The sequence below is a fragment of the Streptomyces sp. NPDC048254 genome, assembly GCF_043201895.1.
In the GTDB taxonomy this organism is placed as follows: domain Bacteria; phylum Actinomycetota; class Actinomycetes; order Streptomycetales; family Streptomycetaceae; genus Streptomyces.
In genome coordinates this window covers 36136-59538 of sequence record NZ_JBICZJ010000028.1, presented here as the reverse complement: position 1 = coordinate 59538, position 23403 = coordinate 36136, and the positions used below count along the sequence as shown (strand labels likewise).

Annotated in this window: 3 protein-coding genes; 2 read left to right on the top strand and 1 reads right to left on the bottom strand. The window is 74.4% G+C overall.

The window, feature by feature from the left end; all coding sequences use genetic code 11:
* Positions 1-78: 78 nt before the first annotated feature.
* Together ACGFZQ_RS47240 and ACGFZQ_RS47235 are read left to right on the top strand one after the other, a co-directional pair.
* Positions 79-21945, top strand: coding sequence for a non-ribosomal peptide synthase/polyketide synthase (locus tag ACGFZQ_RS47240; protein WP_393845711.1), 21867 nt, complete (start codon positions 79-81; stop codon positions 21943-21945).
* A gap of 58 nt (positions 21946-22003) precedes the next feature.
* Complete coding sequence (locus ACGFZQ_RS47235) at positions 22004-22207, top strand: MbtH family protein (RefSeq protein WP_382530196.1); 204 nt, start codon at positions 22004-22006, stop codon at positions 22205-22207.
* 58 nt (positions 22208-22265) lie between these two features.
* Here ACGFZQ_RS47235 and ACGFZQ_RS47230 read toward each other — a convergent pair whose 3' ends face one another.
* A complete protein-coding gene (locus ACGFZQ_RS47230; protein WP_393845710.1) occupies positions 22266-23336 on the bottom strand; it encodes an iron-siderophore ABC transporter substrate-binding protein in 1071 nt (356 codons plus the stop codon).
* Positions 23337-23403 lie beyond the last annotated feature (67 nt).

Sequence of the window (23403 nt, the reverse complement as noted above, 5' to 3'; positions counted from 1 at the left end):
AACACGCGTTTTTCCGCACCTTCTTCGGCGAGTTCGGCTTCGGCGAGTTCGGCGGCTTCTGCGAGTTCGGCGACGAGGGTGACAACCACCGAGGACTACTGGCGGCAGAGGTTCGCCGCACCGGCACCGGAGACCGCGCTGCCGCTCGACTTCCCCCACCCGCCGCGGTCGCAGGAGCGGCGCCGACCGGCCCGCCGCACGGTCGCGTCGGGCACCGCGGCCGACGAGGCGACCCGGCTCGCCGCCTTCGCCGCCCTGCTGCACCGCTACGGCGGCGCCGCGGCGACCGAGTTGACGGTCGCGTACGACGGGCTCCCGCTGCGCCTGACGGTGACCGGCGGCCTGTCCTTCGCCCAGCTGCGCGCACGCGTCACGGCCGCCCGTACGGAGGCCGCCGCCCACCGGCTGCCGACCGCCGACCTGCTACGACTGCTCGCTCCCGAACCCGGCCGCGGCGGCACCCTGTTGTGCGCCACCGGCTTCGGCACCGCGCCCTGGGACGAGGGCGGCCCGCTGGACCTGGCGCTGTCCGTGGCCGACGGGGAACTGCGCGCGGACTACGACGCCGACCTCTTCGGGACCGCCACCGTCGACCGGATCCTCGGCCACTACGCCACCCTGCTCGCCGCCGCCCTCGAATGCTCCGACACCCCGGTCGCCGCCCTGGAACTCCTCGGCGAGGAGGAACGGCACCGGATCCTCGCCGAGTGGAACGACACCGCGCACGACGTGCCCGCGCTCACCTGGCCGCGCATGTTCGCCGACCAGGTCGCCGCCCGCCCCGACGAGGTGGCCCTGATCCACGAGGACGTCCGCCTCACCTACGCCGAACTCGACGCCCGAGCCGCCCGGTTGGCGCACGCCCTGGTGGCCCGGGGGGCCGGTCCCGAGCAGGTGGTGGCCCTCGCCGTCCCGCGCTCGGCCGACATGATCGTGGCCGAGGTCGCCGTGCTGAAGGCGGGCGCCGCCTATCTGCCCGTCGATACCGACTACCCGGCCGACCGCATCGCCTACATGCTGGAGGACGCCCGGCCGGTCTGCCTCGTCACCACCGCCGAGACGGTCCCCGACCTGCCGCCGGACCAGGACCCGCTGGTCCTCGACGCCCCGGAGACCCGCGCGGAACTCGCCGGGTTCCCCGCCCACGACCCCGCGGCGGCAGCCGAGTTGACCGTCGCGCACGCGGCGTACGTCATCTACACCTCCGGCTCCACCGGCCGTCCCAAGGGCGTGGTGCTCTCCCACGCCGGTGTCGCCAAGCTGGTCGCCACCCAGCGCGAACGGTTCGGGATCGGCCCGCACAGCCGGGTCCTGCAGTTCGCCTCGCCCAGTTTCGACGTGGCCTTCTGGGACCTGTGCCTCGGCCTGCTGTCCGGCGGCCGGCTGGTCGTCGTACCCGCAGACCGCCGGGTGCCCGGCGCACCGCTCGCCGACTACGCGAACGAGCACGGCATCACCTTCATGATCCTGCCGCCCGCGCTGCTCGCCGCCATGCCGGACGATGTTCAACTCCCTCCCACGGCGACCCTGTTGGCGGGCACCGAGCGGGTCTCGCCGGAGCTGGTCGGGCGGTACGCGCGCGGCCGGATGATGTTCAACGCCTACGGCCCCACCGAGGCCACCACCAACTCCACGCTCGGCCGGTGCGACCCGGACACCCCGGCCGGCACCATCGTGCCCATCGGCGTCCCCGACCCCGGCACCCGCGCCCACGTCCTCGACGACCGGCTGCGGCCGGTACCGGCCGGTGTCGTGGGGGAGTTGTACCTCGGCGGCGCCGGACTCGCCCGCGGCTACCTCGGCCGGCCCGCGCTGACCGCCGAGCGGTTCGTCGCCGACCCGTTCGGCGCGCCCGGCGAGCGCCTCTACCGCACCGGCGACCTGGTCCGCTGGAAGGCGGACGGACGGCTGGAGTTCCACGGCCGCGCCGACAGCCAGGTCAAGATCCGCGGCTTCCGTATCGAGCCCGGCGAGATCGAGTCGGTGCTGCGCGCCCACCCGGCCGTCGACCAGGCCGCCGTGGTGGTCCGCGAGGACCGCCCCGGCGACCGCCGCCTCGCCGCCTACGTCGTGCCCTCCCTGGACGCGGCGGCCGAGGCCGACGAGGCCGTGTCCGACTGGAAGGACCTGCACGAACTCCTCTACTCCGCCGCCGGTTCGGACGGCTTCGAGGAGAACTTCGCGGGCTGGAACAGCATGTACGACGGGCTGCCCATCCCGCTCGCCGACCTGCGCGAGTGGCGGGACGCGACCGTCGCCCGGATCCGGGAGCTGCGGCCCCGCCGCGTCCTGGAGATCGGCGTCGGCAGCGGTCTGCTGCTTTCCCGGATCGCCCCCGACTGCGCCGAGTACGTCGGCACCGACCTTTCCGAGGAAGCCGTACACGCCCTGCGCACCCAGGTCGACGCCGTACCGGAGCTGGCCGGCAAGGTCACCCTGCTGGCCCGGCCCGCACACGAGCTGACCGGCCTGCCGGAGGGTTCCTTCGACACGATCGTCGTCAACTCCGTCATCCAGTACTTCCCGGGCGCCGACTACCTCACCGGCGTCCTGCGCTCGGCGGCCCGGCTCCTCGCGCCCGGCGGCGCGTTGTTCGTCGGCGACGTACGGAACCTGCGGCTGCTGCGGACCCTGAACGCGGCCATCGAGACCGGCCGGGCCCGTACGGACGACAAGGACGCACTGCGCGCCGCCGTCGACCGGGCCGTGGCCTGGGAGGGCGAACTCCTCGTCGACCCCGACTACTTCGCGGCCCTGGACGGCTTCACCGCCGAGGTACGGGTCAAGCGCGGCACCCACCACAACGAACTGACCCGCTACCGCTACGACGTCGTCCTGCGCCCGGACACCGAGACCTCAGCCGACACCGCGACCGAGGTCCCCGCCCACTCCACCACCGAGGTCCCCTGGTCCGCGCTCGGCACCCCCGAGGCCCTCGCCGAGCGGCTCACCGCATCGGACCGACCGGCCCGCCTCCGCGTCACCGGCATCCCCAACGCCCGCCTCGCCCCCGACCTGGCCGCGCTCGGCACCCTCGACGACAGCAGCCGTACCGGCGGTGCCGGCGTCGACCCCGAGGCCCTGCACGAGACCGCCGCCCGGCACGACTACCGGGCGGCCCTGACCTGGACCGCGGACGCCGACGACGGCAGCCTGGACGCGGTGTTCGCCCTCGGCGACGAAACCCCGCTCGGCCCGCTCTACCGCCCCGCCCAGCACCACCCGCACGCCAACCGCCCGGCGCCGTTCCGCAACGTCACCGCGCTGATGGCCCAACTGCGCGCCCACACCGCCGAGTTCCTGCCCGAGTACATGGTCCCGGCCGCCCTGGTGCCGCTGGACCGGCTGCCCGTCACCCCCAGCGGCAAGCTCGACTCCGCCGCCCTGCCGGTCCCGGACTACGGCCTGCTCAGCTCGGGCCGCGCCCCGCGCACCGAGCGCGAGCGCCTGCTGTGCGACCTGTACGCGCGTGCCCTGCGGGTGCCCTCGGTCACCGTCGACGACGACTTCTTCGCGCTCGGCGGCGACAGCATCGTCGCCATCCAGCTGCTCGTCCTGGCCCGCCGGGCCGGCCTGGAGCTGACCCCGCGCGACGTGTTCAGGCACCGTACGGTCGCCCAGCTCGCCACCGTCGCCCGCACCGCCGCCGACGCGGACGACAGCGCCGAGCTGCCCTGGGCCGCGCCGACCGCCGACGAACTCGCCGCGCTCCAGGGCCGGGACCCGCTCACGGTCGCCGAGGTCCTGCCGCTCGGCCCGCTCCAGGAGGGCTTCTTCTTCCACGCCCTGGTGGACGGCGGCGAGCACGACGCCTACGTCGTCCAGCAGGTGATCGAACTCGCCGGACCCGTCGACGCTGACCTGCTGCGGCAGGCCGCCCAGCGGCTGCTCGACCGGCACGCCCCGCTGCGCGCCTGCTTCCGCCAGCTCCCGGGCGGCCGCCCCGTCCAGATCGTCGCCACCGGCCTCGACGTGCCGTGGCGCGAGGTCGACCTCGCCGCCCAGGACTCCGCCGTCCGCGCGGGCCTCGCCGAGGCCGTCGCCGCCGACGAACGCGCCCGCCGCTTCGACCTCGCCGAGCCGCCGCTGCTGCGCTGCGCCCTGGTCCGCCTCGGCCCGGACCGCAACCGACTGATCCTGACGTTTCATCACATCGTCGCGGACGGCTGGTCGCTGCCCGTCCTGCACCGCGAACTCCTCGCCCTTTACGGCGCCGAGCCCACCGCGCTGCCCGAAGTCGCCCCGTACCGCGGCTACCTGGCCCGCGTCGTACGCGCCGACCGCGAGGCCGCACGGGTTGCGTGGCGTAACGCCCTGGCCGGGATCGACGAGCCCACCCGCCTGGTCGAGACCCCCGCCGCCGGGCGGATCGAGCCCGCCCAGATCCGCATCGAGCTGCCCGAGCGCACCACCGCCCGCCTCGCCGCCCGCGCCCGCGAGCACGGAGTCACCCTCGGCACCGTCGTCCAGGCCGCCTGGGGTCTGCTCCTGGCCGGTCTTACGGGCCGTCAGGACGTGCTGTTCGGCACCACCGTATCCGGCCGTGACGCCGCCGTGGACGGTATCGAGTCGATGGTCGGCCTCTTCATCAACACCCTGCCCACCCGCCTGAGCTGGGCCCCCGCCGACACCCTCGGCGGCGTCCTGGAGCGGCTCCAGCGGGAGCAGAGCGCTCTGCTGGACCACCAGCACCTCGGCCTCGCCGAGATCCAGCGGGCCGCCGGGCACGCGGGCGGCGGCGAACTCTTCGACACCCTCGTGGTGTTCGAGAACTACCCAGCCAACGCGAACCTCACCGACCCCACCGGCACCGTCCGGCTGACCGGGCACGCCTTCCACGATGCCGTGCACTATCCGCTGGCCCTCGTCGTCAAGCCCGGCCGCCGACTCGACCTGCGCCTCAAGCACCACGCCGGCCGGCTCTCCGCCGACGCCGCCGGGACCCTCGCCGACCGTCTCACCCTGGTCCTGGACGCCCTCGCCGAGGACACCGCACGCCCGGTGGCCGCCCTCGACCTGCTGATCCCGGCCGAGCGGACCCACCCCGAGGGCGAGCGGCAGGCCGTACCGGCGGTCACCCTGCCCGCCGCCATCGCCGCGCAGACCGCCCGCACCCCCGACGCCACCGCCGTCGTCTTCGCCGACACCACCCTCACCTACGCCGAACTCGACGTCCGTGCCGAGGCGTTGGCCCGACGGCTGCGGGCCCGGGGAGCGGGACCCGAGCAGTTCGTGGCCGTCGCCGTGCCGCGCTCGGCCGAGCTGATGGTCGCCCTGCTCGGCGTGCTCAAGTCGGGCGCCGCCTATCTGCCGCTCGACCTCGACTACCCGGCCGACCGCATCGCGTACATGCTCACCGACTCCGGCGCCCGGACCGTCGTCACCACCGCCCGGGACGCCGTACGCCTGCCGGACACGGGCGGCCTGGACATCCTGTACGTCGAGGACGACAAGGACGACGAGGACGTCCCCGACGCACCCCCGTCCGCGCCGCTCACCCCCGACCACCCCGCCTACCTCATCTACACCTCCGGCTCCACCGGCCGCCCCAAGGGCGTCGTCGTCACCCACCGCGCCATCGGCAACCGGCTCGCCTGGATGCAGGGTGCGTATCAACTCGGCCACGACGACCGGGTGTTGCAGAAGACCCCGGCCAGTTTCGACGTCAGTGTCTGGGAGTTCTTCTGGGCGCTGCACGAGGGTGCCGCCGTCGTCCTCGCCGCCCCCGACGGGCATCGCGACCCCTCCTACCTCGCCCGGCTGATCCGGGCCGAGCAGGTGACGGCGACGCACTTCGTGCCGTCGATGCTGGAGGCGTTCCTCGCTTCCGAGGAGGTCACCGCGGACCCGTCCTGGGCGGCCAGCCTGCGCCGCGTCTTCAGCAGCGGCGAGGGCCTGCCCGGACGGGCGGCGGCCCGCTGGCACGAGCTGACCGGCGTACCGCTGCACAACCTGTACGGGCCCACCGAGGCCGCCGTCGACGTGACCCACCACGCCTTCGACGGCGCACCCGACACCACCGTGCCCATCGGCAGGCCCGTGTGGAACACCGGCCTGCGCGTGCTGGACTCCTGCCTGCGCCCGGTGCCCGACGGTGTGCCCGGCGAGCTGTACCTGACCGGCGTCCAGCTGGCCCGCGGCTACCACCGGCGGGCCGCGCTCACCGCCGACCGCTTCGTCGCGGATCCCTACGCGGGCACCCCCGGCGCCCGGATGTACCGCACCGGTGACCTGGTGCGCCGCCGCCCGGACAGCACCCTCGACTACCTGGGCCGCACCGACCGGCAGGTCAAGCTGCGCGGCAACCGGATCGAACTCGGCGAGATCGAGGCCGCGTTGACCCGGCACCCGGCGGTGGCGCGCGGTGCCGTCGTCGTCCGCGACCAGCGCCTGGTCGCCTACGCGGTCCCGGCGGCCGGTGCCGTCGCCGACCCCGCCGAGCTGCGCGCCGCGCTCGCCGACGCGCTGCCCGCGCCGCTGGTCCCGGAGGCGTACGTCGTCCTCACCGACCTGCCGCTGACCCCCAGCGGCAAGCTCGACCAGGCCGCGCTGCCCGCCCCCGAGACCGGACGCGCCGCCCGCCGCGAGCCCGCCGGACCCCTGGAGCGGCAGCTCACCGGGATCTTCGCGGCCGTCCTCGGCATCGCCGACGTCGGCCCGGACGACGACTTCTTCCGGCTCGGCGGCGACAGCATCAGCTCCATCGGCGTCGCCAGCCGGGCCCGCGCCGCCGGCCTGGACCTCAGCCCGCGCGACGTGTTCACCCACCGCACGCCCGCCGCCCTCGCGGCCAACGCCGGCACGGCCACGGCCGCCACTCCGGCCACCGCCGCCTTCACCCTCACCGACGCCGAGCACGCGCGGATCCGCGCCCTCGCCGCCCCGGCGGCCGTCGCCGACGTGTGGCCGCTGGCCCCCCTCCAGGAGGGCCTGTTCTTCCACTCGGCCTACGACCAGGGCGCGTTGGACGTCTACACCGTCCACGAGACCTTCGACTTCGCCACCCCGCTGGACGCGGCCCGGCTGCGCGCCGCCGTCCGCACCCTCCTCGACCGCAACCCCGGGCTGCGCGCCGGCTTCACCAGCGAGGGCCTGGACCAGCCGGTGCAGTTCATCGTCGAGGACCCGGAGATCCCGCTGGAGGAGGTCGACCTCGCCCACCTCCCGGCCGACGAACAGGACTTGGATGTAAGGGAGTTGACCGATGCCGAGCGCAACCGGCGGTTCGACCTGTCCGCGCCCCCGCTGTTCCGGCTGCTCCTGCTGCGGCTCGGCGCCGAGCGCGGCGACCGGCTCGTCATCGGCCGCCACCTGATCCTCTGGGACGGCTGGTCGGCCTGGCTCTTCCTCGACGAGCTGTTCGCGCTGTACGAGACGGACGGCGACGCCTCCGCCCTGGCCACGCCCGGCAGCTACCGGGACTACCTGACCTGGCTGGACCAGCAGGACGACGCCGCCGCCACCGCCGCCTGGCGCACCGCCCTGGGCGGCCTTGAGGAGCCCACCCTGCTCGCCCCGACAGCCGCCGACGGTCTCGAACCGGTCATCCCCGACCAGCTCGACGTACGCCTGACCGCCGCACTCGGCGACCGGCTGCGGGAGACCGGCCGCGTCCACGGCCTCACCCTGAACACCCTGCTCAACGCGGCCTGGGGGCTCACCCTCGCCTCCGCCACCGGCCGCCCCGACGTCGTGTTCGGCACCACCGTCGCCGGGCGGCCCAGCGAGGTCCACGACGTCGAGAACATCATCGGGCTGTTCCTCAACACCGTCCCCACCCGGATCGCCTTCGACCCCGCCGAGCCGGTCCTCGGCCTCCTCCGCCGCATCCAGGGCGAACGGCTCGACCTGATGCCCTACGAGCACCTCAGCCTCGGCGTGCTCCAGGCCGAGACCGGGCACCGCAAGCTCTTCGACACCCTGTTCGTGCTCCGCAACAACGACACCGAGGACCGGCTGGCCCAGCTGCGCACCCGGCACGGCGTCGTCGCCGTCGCCAACGTCGACGCCACCCACTACCCGGCCAACCTCGTCGTCACCCCGGGCCGCCGGATCGCGGTCACCCTCACCCACCGGCCCGACCTGGTCCCCGCGGACCGCGCACAGGCCCTCCTGGACCGCTTCGCCCTGCTCCTCGACCGTCTCACCGCCGACCTGACGGCACCCGTCGGCTCCCTGGACCCGCTGCTGCCCGCCGAACACACGGCGCTGCGCGAGGAGTGGGCCGCCGGCCGGGTCGCGGACCCCGAGGACACCATCGCCGACCTGCTCGCCGCCCAGGCCGCCCGCTCCCCGGACGCCCGCGCCCTGGTCTTCGGCGAGCGCACCCTGACCTACGCCGAACTCGACGCGGCCGTCAACCGCACAGCCCGGCTGCTGATCGAGCGCGGCGCGGGCCCCGAGCGGGTCGTCGCCCTGGCCCTGCCGCGCTCCCTGGACATGGTCGTCGCCCTGTTCGCCGTGCTGCGCACGGGTGCCGCCTATCTGCCGCTGGAACTGGACCACCCGGCCGACCGGCTCTCCCTGATGCTGGCCGACGCCCGCCCCCTGCTGCTGCTCAGCAACACGGCCGTATCGGCCACGCTGGACGGCGACATGGCCCGGGTGCTGCTCGACGACCCGGCCACGAAGGGGGAGCTGGCCGGGCTGCCGGACACGCCCGTGCTCCGCTGCTTCAGCCTCGAACACCCCGCCTACGTCATCTACACCTCCGGCTCCACCGGCCGCCCCAAGGGCGTCGTCACCCCCTACCGGGGCCTGACGAACATGCAGCTCAACCACCAGAAGGAGATCTTCGAACCGGCCATCGCGGCGGCCGGCGGCCGGCGGCTGCGGATCGCGCACACCGTCTCCTTCGCCTTCGACATGTCGTGGGAGGAGCTGCTCTGGCTGGTCGAGGGCCACGAAGTGCACGTTTGCGACGAGGAGTTGCGCCGTGACGCCGAGGCACTGGTCGCCTACTGCGAACAACACCGCATCGACGTCGTCAACGTGACGCCCACCTACGCCCGGCTCCTCATCGAGCAGGGCCTGTTGGAGGGGCATGTCCCGCCGCTCGTCCTGCTCGGCGGCGAGGCGGTCCCGGAGACGGTCTGGGCGGCCCTGCGCGACACCGAGGGGACCTACGGCTACAACCTGTACGGGCCCACCGAGTACACCATCAACACCCTCGGCGGCGGCACCCTCGACAGCGCCACCCCGACCGTCGGCAAGCCCATCCGCGGCACCCGCGCCCACATCCTCGACACCTGGCTGCGCCCGGTGCCCGACGGCGTCCCCGGCGAGCTGTACATCGCCGGCATCGGCCTGGCCCGCGGCTATCTCGACCGCCCCGGCCTGACCGCCGAACGGTTCGTCGCCGACCCGTTCGGGACGCCCGGAGAGCGCATGTACCGCACCGGCGACCTGGTGCGTCGGGGCCCCGACGGCAACCTCGACTTCCTCGGCCGCACCGACGACCAGGTCAAGATCCGCGGCTACCGCATCGAACCCGGCGAGATCGAGACCGCCCTCAGCCGCCACCCGCTGGTCTCCCAGGCCGCCGTGGTCGTCCGCGACGAGCGCCTCGTCGGCTATGTCGTGCCCTCCGGCGTCGGCACCGCCGAACGCACCGCCGCCGAGGCCGCCCAGGTCGGCGAGTGGCAGGAGATCTACTCCGACGAGTACGAGGAGATCGGCACCGCCGTCTTCACCGAGCAGTACGACGGCTGGGACAGCTCCTACGACGGACAGCCCATCCCCTTCGAGCAGATGCACGAGTGGCGCGAGGCCACCCTCGCCCGCATCCGCGCCCTGAACCCGCGCCGCGTCCTTGAAATCGGCGTCGGCTCCGGCCTGTTGCTCTCCCGGCTCGCCCCGGACGCCGAGGCCTACTGGGCGACCGACTTCGCCGCCCCCGTCATCCGCAAGATCGGCGCCGAACTGCGCGCCCGGGACCCGGAGCTGGCGGCCAGGGTCGAGCTGCGCTGCCGTCCCGCCGACGATCTCAGCGGCCTGCCCACCGGTTACTTCGACACGATCGTCATCAACTCCGTCATCCAGTACTTCCCGAGCATCGAGTACCTCACCGCCGTCATCGACGGCGCCATGGCACTGCTCGCTCCCGGCGGCGCCCTGTTCGTCGGCGACGTCCGCAACCTGCGCCTTGCCCGCACCTTCCACACCGAGATCCAGCAGGCCCGGGGCACGGCGGAGGCCGAGCTGGAGCGGGCGGTGGAGCGCGGTCTGCGCCTGGAGAAGGAACTCCTGGTCGACCCGGACTTCTTCACCACCCTCGGCCACGGTGTCGACCTGCGCACCAAGCGCGGCCGCCACCACAACGAACTGACCCGGCACCGTTACGACGTCGTCCTGTACGCCGGTGAGCCGGACGTCCGCCTCGACGAGGCCCCGACGGTCCGGTGGACCACCGCCCACACCGTGGGCGAACTCGCCCGCGGCGGCTGGACCTCCGAGGCTGTCGGCCAACTCCTTGCGGAGGGCGGCCAGTTGACCGGCCACCTCGGCGGCCGCTCGCGCGCCGAGCGGGCCGCCGCCCTGCGGGTGACCGGCATCCCGGACGGCCGGACGGACGAGGACGGCGTCGACCCGGAGACCCTGCACGCGCTCGGCGCGGACGCCGGATACCGGGTGCTGACCACCTGGTCGGCACGGACCGGCACGTACGACGCCGTCTTCATCACGGCCGAAACGGCCGAAACGGCCGAAACGGCCGAACACCGCCTCACTGGCGGCCTGTTCCGTTCCAGCGGCGGTACCGGGCCGTACGCCAACGACCCCACCGCCGCCCGCGAGACCAGTGCCCTGATCCGCAGGCTGCGCGAGGACCTCGGCCGCGAACTGCCCGAGTACATGGTCCCGGCCGCCTTCGTCACCGTCGACGGCCTGCCCATGAACGCCAACGGCAAGCTCGACGTCCGCGCCCTGCCCGAGGCCGAACCCGCGGTCGCCCTCGGCGGCGGGCGCGGCCCCCGCACCCCGCAGGAAGAGGTGCTGTGCCGCCTGTTCGCCGAGGTGCTCGGGCTGCCGGAGGCCGGCGCCGAGGACAACTTCTTCGACCTGGGCGGCCATTCGCTGCTCGCCACCCGGCTGGTCAGCCGCGCCCGCACCGAGCTGGGTGCCGAACTCGCCATCCGTGACCTCTTCGAGGCACCCACCCCGGCCCGGCTCGCCGCCCGGGTCGGCGAGGCGAGCCCGGCCCGGCCGCCCGTCACCCCCGTGACCGACCGGCCCGACCGCATCCCGCTGTCCCCGGCCCAGCGCCGGCTGCTGCTCGTCGAGCAGATCACCGGCAGCGGTGTCGCCTACAACTTCCCGCTGGTCTTCCGGCTGCGTGGCGACCTGGACACCGAGGCCCTGCGCGCCGCCCTGCGGGATGTGGCGGGCCGCCACGAGGCCCTGCGCACGGTGTTCCCCTCGCACGAGGGCGAGCCGTACCAGCGGATCGTCCCCGCCGAGGAGGCCGACCCGGCCCTCACCGTCACCGACGCCTCCGAGGGCGACCTGCCCACGCTGATCGAGGCGGTCCAGCGCCGCCCCTTCGACCTCACCGCCGAACTCCCGCTGCGCTGCCAGGTGTTCCGGCTCGGTGCCGCCGACCACGTGGTGGCCGTCGTCCTGCACCACATCACCACCGACGAGTGGTCCGACCGGCCGTTCCTCGCCGACCTCGACACCGCCTACGCGGCCCGCCGCACGGGTACGGCCCCGGACTGGGCGCCGCTGCCCGTGCAGTACGCCGACCACACCCTGTGGCAGCGGGAGCTGCTCGACGCCACCGGAGAGGCCCAACTCGCGTACTGGCGTGATGCGTTGCGCGGGCTGCCCGAGGAGCTGACCCTGCCCGCCGACCGGCCGCGCCCCGCCGGGCCGACCGGACGGGGCGGCAAGGTCCGCCTTGAGCTGCCCGCCGCCACCGGACTCGCCCTGCGCGACCTCACGACCGCCACCGGCACGAGCATGTTCATGCTGTTCCAGGCCGCCACCGCCGCCCTGCTCAACCGGCTCGGCGCCGGCGAGGACATCCCGCTCGGCGCCCCCATCGCGGGCCGCACCGACGAGGCGCTCGGCGACCTGGTGGGCTTCTTCGTCAACACCCTCGTGCTGCGCACCGACCTGTCCGGCAGCGACGTGACCTTCCGTCAGCTCATCGCCCGGGTACGGGAGTCGTCGCTGTCCGCCTTCGAGCACCAGGACCTGCCCTTCGACAGCGTCGTGGAGGCCCTCAACCCGCCGCGGGTGGCCGGCCGCAACCCGCTCTTCCAGGTCATGCTCGGCTACCACTTCCGTCCCGACGGCGACCCCGACGTGCTGGGCCTGGCCACCGAGTGGTTCGACATGGACACCGGCATGGCCAAGTTCGACCTGCACTTCACCTACGTCGACGAGTCCGACCGGGTGGTCCTGCTCCTGGAGTACGCCACCGACCTCTTCGACCACACCACGGCCGAGCGCCTGGCCGCCCGCGCGGTCCGGCTCCTGTCCCGCGCCGCCGCCGAGCCGGACCTGCGGGTACGGGACCTGGACGTCCTGGACGAGGACGAGCGGGCCCGCGTCCTCACCGACTGGAACGCCACCGACCACCCGGTCCCCTCCGGTACCCTGCCCGAGCTGTTCCGCGCCCAGGCGGCCCGCACCCCCGACGCCACCGCCCTCGTCTTCGAGGAACAGCGGCTCAGCTACGCGGAGCTGGACGCCCGCGTGGAGCACACCGCCCGGGTCCTGGCCGGCCTCGGCGCGGCCCCGGAGCGGACCGTCGCCGTCGCCCTGCCGCGCTCGGCCGACCTCGTCGTCGCCCTGCTCGCCGCGCACCGCGCCGGGGCCGCCTATCTGCCGCTGGACCCGGACTACCCGGCCGACCGGCTCGCCCTCATGGTCGAGGACGCCCGCCCGGTGTGCGTGATCCGCGACGCCCTGCCCACCGGACCGGAGGGCGAACTGCCGGCCTCGTACGATCCCCGCCACCCGGCGTACGTCATCTACACCTCGGGCTCCACCGGCCGCCCCAAGGGCGTGGTCGTCCCGCACGAGGGGATCGTCAACCGGCTGCTGTGGATGCAGGACGCGTACCGGCTCGACGCCGGGGACCGGGTGCTGCAGAAGACCCCGTCCAGCTTCGACGTGTCGGTGTGGGAGTTCTTCTGGCCGCTGATCACCGGGGCCACGCTGGTCGTCGCCCGGCCCGAGGGCCATCGCGACCCCGCCTATCTGGCCCGGCTGATCCGCGAACAGGACGTCACCACCGTCCACTTCGTGCCCTCGATGCTCCAGCTGTTCCTGGAGGAGCCGACGGCCGCCGACTGTACCGGACTGCGCCGGGTGATGTGCTCCGGCGAAGCCCTGCCGGCCGCGGTGACCCGGCGCTTCCACGAGGTGGTCCCGGCCGAACTGCACAACCTCTACGGCCCGACCGAGGCGTCCGTCGACGTCACGGCGATCGAGATCGGTCCCGGCGCGACCAGCGTGCCGATCGGCCGCCCGGTCTGGAACACCCGTCTCCACGTCCTCGACGCCGGTCTGCGTCCGGTGCCGCCCGGGGTCCCGGGCGAGCTGTATCTGGCGGGCGTACAGCTGGCCCGCGGCTATCTGGACCGGCCCGGGCTGACCGCCGAGCGGTTCGTCGCCGATCCCTTCGGGGCGCCGGGGGAGCGCATGTACCGCACCGGCGACCTGGCCCGCTGGACGGCGGACGGCACGGTCGAGTACCTGGGCCGTACCGACGACCAGGTGAAGGTGCGCGGCTTCCGGGTCGAACTCGGCGAGATCGAGGCCGTGCTCGCCGCCCACCCGGCCGTCGCGCACGCCACGGTCGCCGTCCGCGACCAGGCACTCGTGGCCTACGTGGTTCCCGACGCGGGTCCGGTGGTGGACGCGACCGCACTGCGCGCCCACGCCGCCGCCGCGCTGCCCGCCCACATGGTCCCGGCCGCCTACGTCACCCTGGACGTACTGCCGCTCACCCCGAACGGCAAGCTCGACCGCAAGGCCCTGCCCGGCCCCGGGTTCACCACCGGCGCGGGCGACGGCACCCCGCCGCGCACCCCGCACGAGGAGATCCTCGCCGCCCTGTTCGCCGACGTCCTGGGCCTCGAACGGATCGGCGTGGACGACGACTTCTTCGCGCTCGGCGGCCACTCGCTGCTCGCCATGCGTCTGGTCAGCCGCGTCCGCACCGTGCTCGGCGCCGACCTCACGGTCCGCTCGGTCTTCGAGGCGCCCACGGTGGCCGCGCTCGCCGCCCGCACGGACACCTCCGGCGGCGCGGCCCGACCCGCGCTCGCCGACCCGCGCCCGCGTCCCGAACCGCTGCCGCTGTCCTCGGCGCAGCGCCGGCTGTGGCTGCTCGCGCAGGTGGAGGGCGCGAGCACGGCGTACAACCTGCCGTCGGCCTGGCGGCTGACCGGCTTCCTCGACCGCGAGGCCCTCCAGGCCGCCCTGAACGACGTGGCCGCCCGGCACACCCCGCTGCGGACCGTCTTCCCGGCGGTCGACGGGGTCCCGCACCAGCACGTCCTGGACCCGGCGGACGTCCAAGTCCCGCTGGTCACAGCCCCGTTCGAGGACCTAACGGAGCAGGCCGCGCACCTCTTCGACCTGGAGCGCGAACTCCCCATCCGGGCCGCCCTGTTCAGGGCGGCCCCGGACGAGCACGTCCTGCTGCTCCTGCTGCACCACATCGCCACCGACGAGTGGTCCGACCGCCCGCTGCTCGCCGACCTCTCCACCGCCTACGCGGCCCGCACCGCGGGCCGGACCCCCGACTGGGCTCCACTGCGTGCGAGTTACGCCGACTACACGCTCTGGCAGCGCGACCTGCTGGCCGCGACCGAGCCCCGGCTGCTCGCCCACTGGACCGAGACCCTGCGCGGGCTGCCCGGCGAGCTGACCCTGCCCACCGACCGGCCGCGCCCCGCCGAACCCGGTGGACGCGGCGGCACCACCGGCTTCACCGTCCCGGCCGCCCTGGCCCATGCCCTGCGCGGACTCGCCCGCGAGCACGGCGTCAGTATGTTCATGGTCGCCCAGGCGGCCGTGGCCGCGCTGCTGCACCGGCTCGGCGCCGGCGACGACATCCCGCTCGGCGCCCCGGTCTCCGGCCGCTCCGACGAGAGCCTCGAAGACCTGGTCGGCTTCTTCGTCAACTCCCTGGTGCTGCGCACCGACCTGTCCGGCGACCCCACCTTCGCGGAGCTGCTCGGCCGCGTCCGGGAGACCGACCTGGCCGCCTACGAGCACCAGGACCTGCCCTTCGAGCGGCTGGTGGAGGCCCTCAACCCCGAACGCTCCCTTGCCCGGCACCCGCTGTTCCAGGTGATGGTCGTCCACCTCGCGGGCCAGGGCGACGCACCCGTCCTGCCCGGCCTCACGGTCCGCCGCGAGACCGTCGGCCAGGACAGCGCCAAGTTCGACCTCAGCTTCGACTTCGTCGAGCAGGACGAGCACATCGACGGCTGGATCGAGTACAGCGCCGACCTCTTCGACCGGCGGACCGCCGAACTCCTCGCCCGCCGCCTGGAATCCCTGCTGGCGCAGGTCGCCGCCGACCCGGACCGCCGCGTCGGCACCCTGGACGTGCTGCGCGACGAGGAACGCGCGCTCGTCCTCACCGGCTGGAACGACACCGCCCGGAACGTCCCGGACCTCACCCTCCCGGAGCTGTTCCGGGCCCAGGCGGCCCGCACCCCAGGAGCCACCGCGCTCGTCTTCGAGGACGCCTCGCTCACCTACGCGGAACTGGACCAGCGGGTCGAGCGGCTCGCCCACACCCTCGCCGCGCACGGGGCGGGAGCCGAGGCGACGGTCGCCGTCGCTCTTCCGCGCTCCCTCGCGCTCGTGGTGACCCTGCTCGCGGTGCACCGTGCGGGCGCCGCCTATCTGCCCCTGGACACCGGCTACCCGGCCGAGCGGCTGGCGTACACGCTCACCGACGCCCGGCCGGTCTGCCTGGTCACCACCGACGGCGTCACCCTCCCGGACACCGGCGTGCCCCGCCTCGCGGTCGACGCCGACGGCACCCCCGCCGACCCGGCCCAGGCCCCGCTGCCCACCGCCTACGACCCCCGCCACCCCGCCTACGTCATCTACACCTCCGGATCCACCGGCCGCCCCAAGGGCGTCACCGTCCCGCACCGGAGCATCGCCAACCGCCTGCAGTGGATGCAGGACTCCTACCACCTCGACGCGGACGACCGGGTACTGCAGAAGACCCCCGCGGGCTTCGACGTGTCCGTGTGGGAGTTCTTCTGGCCGCTGATCACCGGCGCCACCCTGGTCGTCGCCCGCCCCGAGGGCCACCAGGACCCGGTCTACCTCGCCGGCCTGATCGAGCGGCAGCGCATCACCACGGCCCACTTCGTACCGTCGATGCTGCGCGCCTTCCTCGACGAGCCCGCCGCCGGCCGGCGCACCGCGCTGCGCCAGGTGATGTGCAGCGGCGAGGCACTGCCCACCCCGCTCGCCACCCGCTTCCACCAGGTCCTGCCCGGCACCCGCCTGCACAACCTGTACGGCCCCACCGAGGCCGCCGTCGACGTCACCGCCCACGAGGTGCCCGCCGACCCGGCCACCGTGCCCATCGGCCGCCCGGTGTGGAACACCCGTACCTATGTCCTGGACGGCGCCCTGCGGCCCGTACCGCCCGGTGTGGCCGGCGAACTGTACCTGGCCGGCGTCCAGTTGGCGCGCGGCTACCTCGGCCGCCCCGGGCTGACCGCCGAGCGGTTCGCCGCCGACCCGTACGGCCCCGCGGGCAGCCGCATGTACCGCACCGGCGACCTGGCCCGCTGGACGGCGGACGGCGAACTGGAGTACCTCGGCCGCACCGACGACCAGGTCAAGCTGCGCGGCTTCCGGATCGAGCCCGGCGAGACCGAGGCCGTGCTCGCCGCCCACCCGGCCGTCGCGCACACCGCGGTCGTGGCGCGGGACGAACGGCTCGTGGCCTACGTGGTGCCCGCCGGATCCGGCGCGGACCCCGCCGAACTGCGCGCCCACACCGCCCGGTCGCTGCCCGACCACATGGTCCCGGCCGCCGTGGTCACCCTCGACGCCCTGCCGCTCACCCCGAACGGCAAGCTGGACCGCCGGGCCCTGCCCGCGCCGGACTTCGCCGCCGAGGTCACCGGCACCCGGCCGCGCACCCCCCTGGAGGAGACCCTGTGCGGTCTCGTCGCCGAGGTGCTCGGACTCGAACGAGTAGGTGTCGAGGACGACTTCTTCTCCCTCGGCGGGGACAGCATCGTCGCCATGCAGCTGGTCGCGCGGGCCCGTGCCGCCGGGCTGGCGTTCAGCCCACGGGACGTGTTCCGGCACAAGTCGGCCGCCGGGCTGGCCACGGTCACCACCACGGCCGCCGCCGAACGCCGGGACGAGACCGCCCTGCTCGACCTCACCGAGAGCGAGCGCGCCGAACTCGCCGCCCTGCCCGCCGGCGCCGACGTCCTGCCCGTCTCCCCGCTCCAGGCCGGCCTGCTCTTCCACGCGGCCCTGGACTCCGGCGACGAGGGGCCCGACGTCTACACCGTCCAGGTCTCCTACGACCTGGACGGCCCCCTGGACGCCGACCGGCTGCGCGCCGCCGCACAGGCCGTGCTCGACGCCCACGAGAACCTGCGCAGCGGCTTCAGGCACCTGTCCTCCGGACGGCCCGTAGCCGTCGTACCGCGCACCGCCGTGCTGCCCTGGCGGCAGCTCGACCTCACCGGGGAACCGCAGGACTGGACCCGGCTGCTCGCCCAGGAGCGGCGCCGCTTCGACCCCGAACGCCCGCCGCTGCTGCGGCTGTTGTTGGCCCGGGTCGGCCAGGACCGGCACCGGCTGGTCCTCTCCCACCAGCACCTGCTCCTCGACGGCTGGTCACTGCCGCTGCTGGCCGCCGAACTGTGGGCGCGCTACGCGGGCCGCACCCCGGCCCCGGCCGCCCCCTACCGCGCGCACCTGCGGCTGCTGGCCGCCCAGGACCCGGCCGCGTCCACCGCCGCCTGGTCCCAGGCCCTCGCCGGTCTCGCCGAGCCCACCCGGCTGGCGCCCGCCGACCCCGACCGGGCCGCCGCCGTCCCGGGCACCCACACCGTGGAGCTGGACGCCGTCCGCACGGCGGAGCTGGAGGCGTTCGCCAGGCGCCGGGGCGTCACCGTCAACACCCTGGTGCAGGCGGCCTGGGGCGTGCTGCTCGGCCGGCTCACCGGGCGCGAGGACGTGGTGTTCGGCGCCACCGTCGCCGGCCGCTCGCCCGAACTCGCCGGATCCGAGGCGATGATCGGCCTGTTCATCAACACCGTCCCGGTACGGGTACGGGTGCCCCCCGAGGAGAGCACGGCCGCCCTGCTGGAGCGGCTCCAGGACGAGCAGTCCCGGCTCATCGCCCACCAGCACCTCGGCCTCGCCGACATCCAGCGCGCCGCCGGACTGGGCGAACTCTTCGACACGCTTGTGGTGTTCGAGTCGTACCCGGTGGCGGAGACCGACGAGGAGACGGGTGACGCGCCGCGCGTCACCGTCCGCGACCACGCGGACTCCACCCACTATCCACTCGCCTGGGCCGTCGAACCCGCCGAACGGCTGCGGGTGACCGCCGAGTTCCGCGCCGACCTGTTCGAGGCGGCCACCGTACGGCGGATCACGGACGCCCTGACCGGTCTCCTCACCGGCATGGCCGCCGACCCGGACCGCCCCGTCGGCCGGCTCGACCTGCTCGGCCCCGCCGACCGGCACACCGTCCTGGAGACCTGGAACGACACGGCGCTCCCGGCGGCCGAACGGCTGCGCACCGTACCGGCGTTGTTCGCCGCGCAGGCCGCCGGCACCCCGGACGCGGTCGCCGTCACCGACGGCCGCACCACCTGGACCTTCGCCGAACTCGACACCCGCAGCAGCGAGCTGGCGCGAACCCTGGCCGGGCACGGCGTCGCCCCCGAGCGGATCGTGGCGCTCGCCCTGCCCCGCACCGCCGACCACATCGCCGCCATCCTCGCGGTGATGAAGGCGGGCGCCGCCTATCTCCCCCTCGACCCCGACCTGCCCGAGACCCGGCTGACCGCGATGCTCGCCGACGCCCGCCCGGCGCTGCTCCTCGCCACCACGGAGACCGCCGCCGCGCTGCCGGCCACCGACGTCCCGGTCCTGCCCCTGGACGCCCCGGCGGACGGCCTCCCGCAGGCCGAGCCCACCCCGCCCGGCCCCGACCACCCCGCCTACGTCATCTACACGTCCGGCTCCACCGGCCGCCCCAAGGGGGTCGTCGTCACCCAGCGCGGTGTCGCCAACCTCTTCCACAGCCACCGCCACGACCTGCACGACCTGGCCAAGGAGCGCACCGGGCGACGGCACCTGAGGGTCGGACACGCCTGGTCGTTCTCCTTCGACGCCTCCTGGCAGCCGCAACTGTGGCTCCTCGACGGGCACGCGCTGCACATCGCCGACGACGAGACGCGCCGCGACCCCGAACTCCTCGCCGCCTTCGTCCGCGACCACGGCATCGACTTCATCGAGGTCACCCCGTCCCTGCTCGCCCGGATGGCGGACAGCGGCCTGATCGGCCCCGACGGCGGCTGCCCGCTCGCGCTGGTCGGCTTCGGCGGCGAGGCCGTACCCGAGTCCCTGTGGCACCGGCTGGCCGCGCTCCCGGACACCGAGGCCGTCAACCTCTACGGCCCCACCGAGGCCACCGTCGACGCCCTCGTCGGCCGGGTCCGCGACAGCGCCCGCCCGGTCGTCGGACGCCCCGTCCACCACTCCCGCGCCTACGTCCTGGACACCGCCCTGCGCCCGGTCCCGCCCGGCGTCACCGGCGAGCTGTACCTGTCCGGGCCGGGCCTGGCCCGCGGCTACCTCGGCCGCCCGGAACTCACCGCCGAACGCTTCGTCGCCGACCCCTTCGGGGCACCGGGGGAGCGGATGTACCGCACCGGCGACCTGGCCCGCTGGACCGAGAACGGCCTGCTGGAGTTCGCCGGACGCACCGACGACCAGGTCAAGATCCGCGGCTACCGCGTCGAACTCGCCGAGATCGAGGCCGCGCTCGACACCCACCCGGCGGTCGCGGGGACCGTCGTCGTGGCCCGCGAACACCGGCCCGGGACAAGGCAGTTGATCGCCTACACCGTCGTCGAAGCCGACGGCGCGGACGGTACGGAGCTGCGGGCGCATGCCGCGGCCACCCTGCCCGACTACATGGTCCCGGCCGCCGTCGTCGTGCTGGAGCGGCTGCCGCTGCTGTCCAACGGCAAGCTCGACCGGGCCGCCCTGCCCGCCCCCGACTTCACCGCGGCGGGCGGCGGCCGGGCCCCGGAGAACGACACCGAGCACACCCTGCGCGACCTGTTCGCGGACGCCCTCGGGCTGCCGGCCGAAGCCGTCGGCACGGACGACGACTTCTTCGCCTTCGGCGGCGACAGCGTCGTCGCCATGCAACTCGTCGCCCGGGCCCGCTCGGGCGGCCTGCGGATCACGCCCCGCCAGGTCTTCCAGCACCGCACCGTCGCCGCCCTCGCCACCGTCGCCGTCCCGCTGGGCGCCGGCGAACGGCACACCACCCACGACGACGGCACCGGCAGCGTCCCGCTCACCCCGATCATGCGGGCCCTGATCGACCGCGGCGGCCCGCTCGCCGCCTACCACCAGGCGGCCCTGATCCGCACCCCGGCCGACCTCACCGAACCCGGCCTGCTGGCCGTGCTCGGGGCGCTCGCCGCACGGCACGACATGCTCCGCGCCCGGCTCGTGCGCGCACCGGAGCCCGCCCTGTGGGTGCCGGCCGCACCGGACACCGACGTGCGGACCTGGCTCACCCGGGTCGACGTGCGCGACTCCGTGGCCGACGAGACCGCGCTGCGGGACGCCGTCGCCCGCCACGCGCGCCCGGCCCTGGCGGGCCTCGACCCGGACGCCGGGGCGATGGTGCGGGCGGTCTGGTTCGACGCCGGTCCCGGCCACCCCGGGCGGCTGCTGCTCCTCGTCCACCACCTGGTGATCGACGGCGTCTCCTGGCGGGTGCTGCTGCCCGACCTGGCCACCGCCTGGGCGGCCGTCCGTGGCGGCCGTACCCCCGAACCGGCCCCGGTGGAGCTGTCGTTCGCCCGCTGGTCGCGGCTGCTCGGCGCCCGCGCCGCCGACCCGGCCGCCGAGGACGAGCTGCCGTGGTGGACGTCCGCTCTCGCCGAGGGCGCCGGACTGCCCCTGGCCCGCCCCCTCGACCCCGCCCGGGACACCGTCGCCACCACCCGCTACCTCTCCCTGACCCTGCCCGCGGGTGTCACCGGCCCGCTGCTCAGCCGGGCCCCGGCCGCCTTCGGGGCGAGCGTCAACGACGTCCTGCTCACCGCGTTCGCCCTGGCCGTCGGCGACTGGCGGGCCCGGACCCTGGGCGCGGAGCACGCCGGCGGCCCGGTCCTGGTCGACCTGGAGGGCCACGGCCGCGAGGAGGAACTCGCCGGCGACGCCGACCTGTCCCGTACGATCGGCTGGTTCACCAGCGTCGTCCCGGTACGGCTCGACCCGGGCGCGGCCGGCCCGGACGCCCTCGCGGGCGGGGCCGCGCTCGACGGGGCGGTGGCCCGGATCCGGGAGCACCTCACCGACCTCCCCACGGCCGGTATCGGCCACGGCCTGCTGCGCCACCTCAACCCCGTGACCGGTCCGCTCCTCGCCGAACTGGGGGAACCGCAGATCGAGTTCAACTACATGGGCCGCTTCGACCGGCCGGCCGCCGCCGACTGGTCCTACGCCGCCGAGGAGTCGGCCGCCGACCTCGACGCCGACCCGGGCATGCCGATGTCCCACGCCCTCACCCTCAACGCCCTCACCGAGGACCGCCCCGAGGGGCCGGAACTCAGCGCCCACTGGGCGTACGCGGCCGGACTCCTCACCGAGGACGCGGTACGGGCGCTGGCCGAGACCTGGTTCCGCGCGCTGGAGGCGCTGGTAGTCCGCGCGGACGAACTGAACTGACCGACCGCACCCACCGGACAGACCCACCGAACAGACCGAGAGGCAAGGACCCGCTGACATGAGCAACCCGTTCGAGAACCCCGACGGCGTCTACACCGTCCTCGTCAACGACGAGGGCCAGTACAGCCTGTGGCCCGACTTCGTGGACGTCCCGGCGGGCTGGACGGTCGTCCACGGCCCGGCCGCCCGGCAGGAGTGCCTGGACCACATCGAGACCCACTGGACGGACCTGCGGCCCAGGAGCCTCGTCGACGGCTCCTGACAGACGAAAAAAAGGGGGGGCGGGTCCGGTCTTCCCGGACCTGCCCCCCTCGTGTGCGTTACGACGCCGGCTGTTCGACCTTCGTCGCGGTCTTGCCGTCCACCGCCGCCGCCAGCTGCGGCACCAGGCGGTCCAGGACGTACGGAATGCTCAGCACGGTGGACAGGGACACCGCGTTGCCGTAGTCGCTGGTCTCCTTGATGTAGACCTCGCGGCCCTGCTTCACCACGTTCAGATCGCCGTAGATCGGGTCACTGTGCAGCTTGGTGACCGAGGTGGTGGTGTCCGGCGCGATCCATACGGCCACGTCCTGGTCGAGCAGGTCGTAGCGCTCCTTGCTGATCTGGGCGCCGAACTGGTCCCCGATCACCTTGTCGAGGTCCTTGGGCAGCGAGAAGCCGAGGTCGGACAGGAGCCGGGAGCGCGGGTCCTGGCTGCCGTAGACGAAGACGCCCTGATAGGGGGTCGCCATGACCGCCGTGGCCTTGGCGAACTCCGGGTTGGCCTTCTTGGCCGCCGCGAACTCGGCCTCGACGCCCGAGACCAGCGTCTTGGCCTCGTCGGCCTTGCCGAGCGCCTGGCCGATCTCCTCGGTCTGCTGCTGCCACGGCACGCCGTAGTCGTTGTACTCCTTCGGCTGGGCCACCACCGGCGCGAACTTCGACAGGCTCTCGTACTGCGCCTTGGTCAGCCCCCCGTACACGGCGAGGATGAGATCCGGCCTGAGCGCCGCGATCTTCTCCACCTGGGGGCCGGTGCCGGTGTCCTTGAGCACGGTCGGCGCGGCGGCGCTGCCCAGCTTGTCCTGGGCCCACGGACCGATCGCGCCCTGGTAGCCGCCCAGCCACTCGGTCGTGCCGACCGGGACCTTGCCGAGGGCGAGGACCGCGTCCTGGTCGGTGAGGCCGACCGTCACGATCCGCTTCGGCTCGGACTTGATCGTCGTACTGCCGTACTTGTGGGCGATCGTCACCGGGTAGGCGCCCGCGGACGCGGACGAGCCCGTGGAACCGGCCGAGGCGGAGTCGGAGCCGCTGTCGGCGGAGCCGCAGGCGACCGCCGTCGCCGTGAGCAGGAGTACGGAGGCGAGCAGGCCGGTGAGCCTGGAGACTCTGGTGGCGCGGGGCATCGGGTGATCCTTCTGTTCGGGCGATGGGTCCGGCGGGGGGCGGCTTGGATCAGTGGGGGCTCGGTCA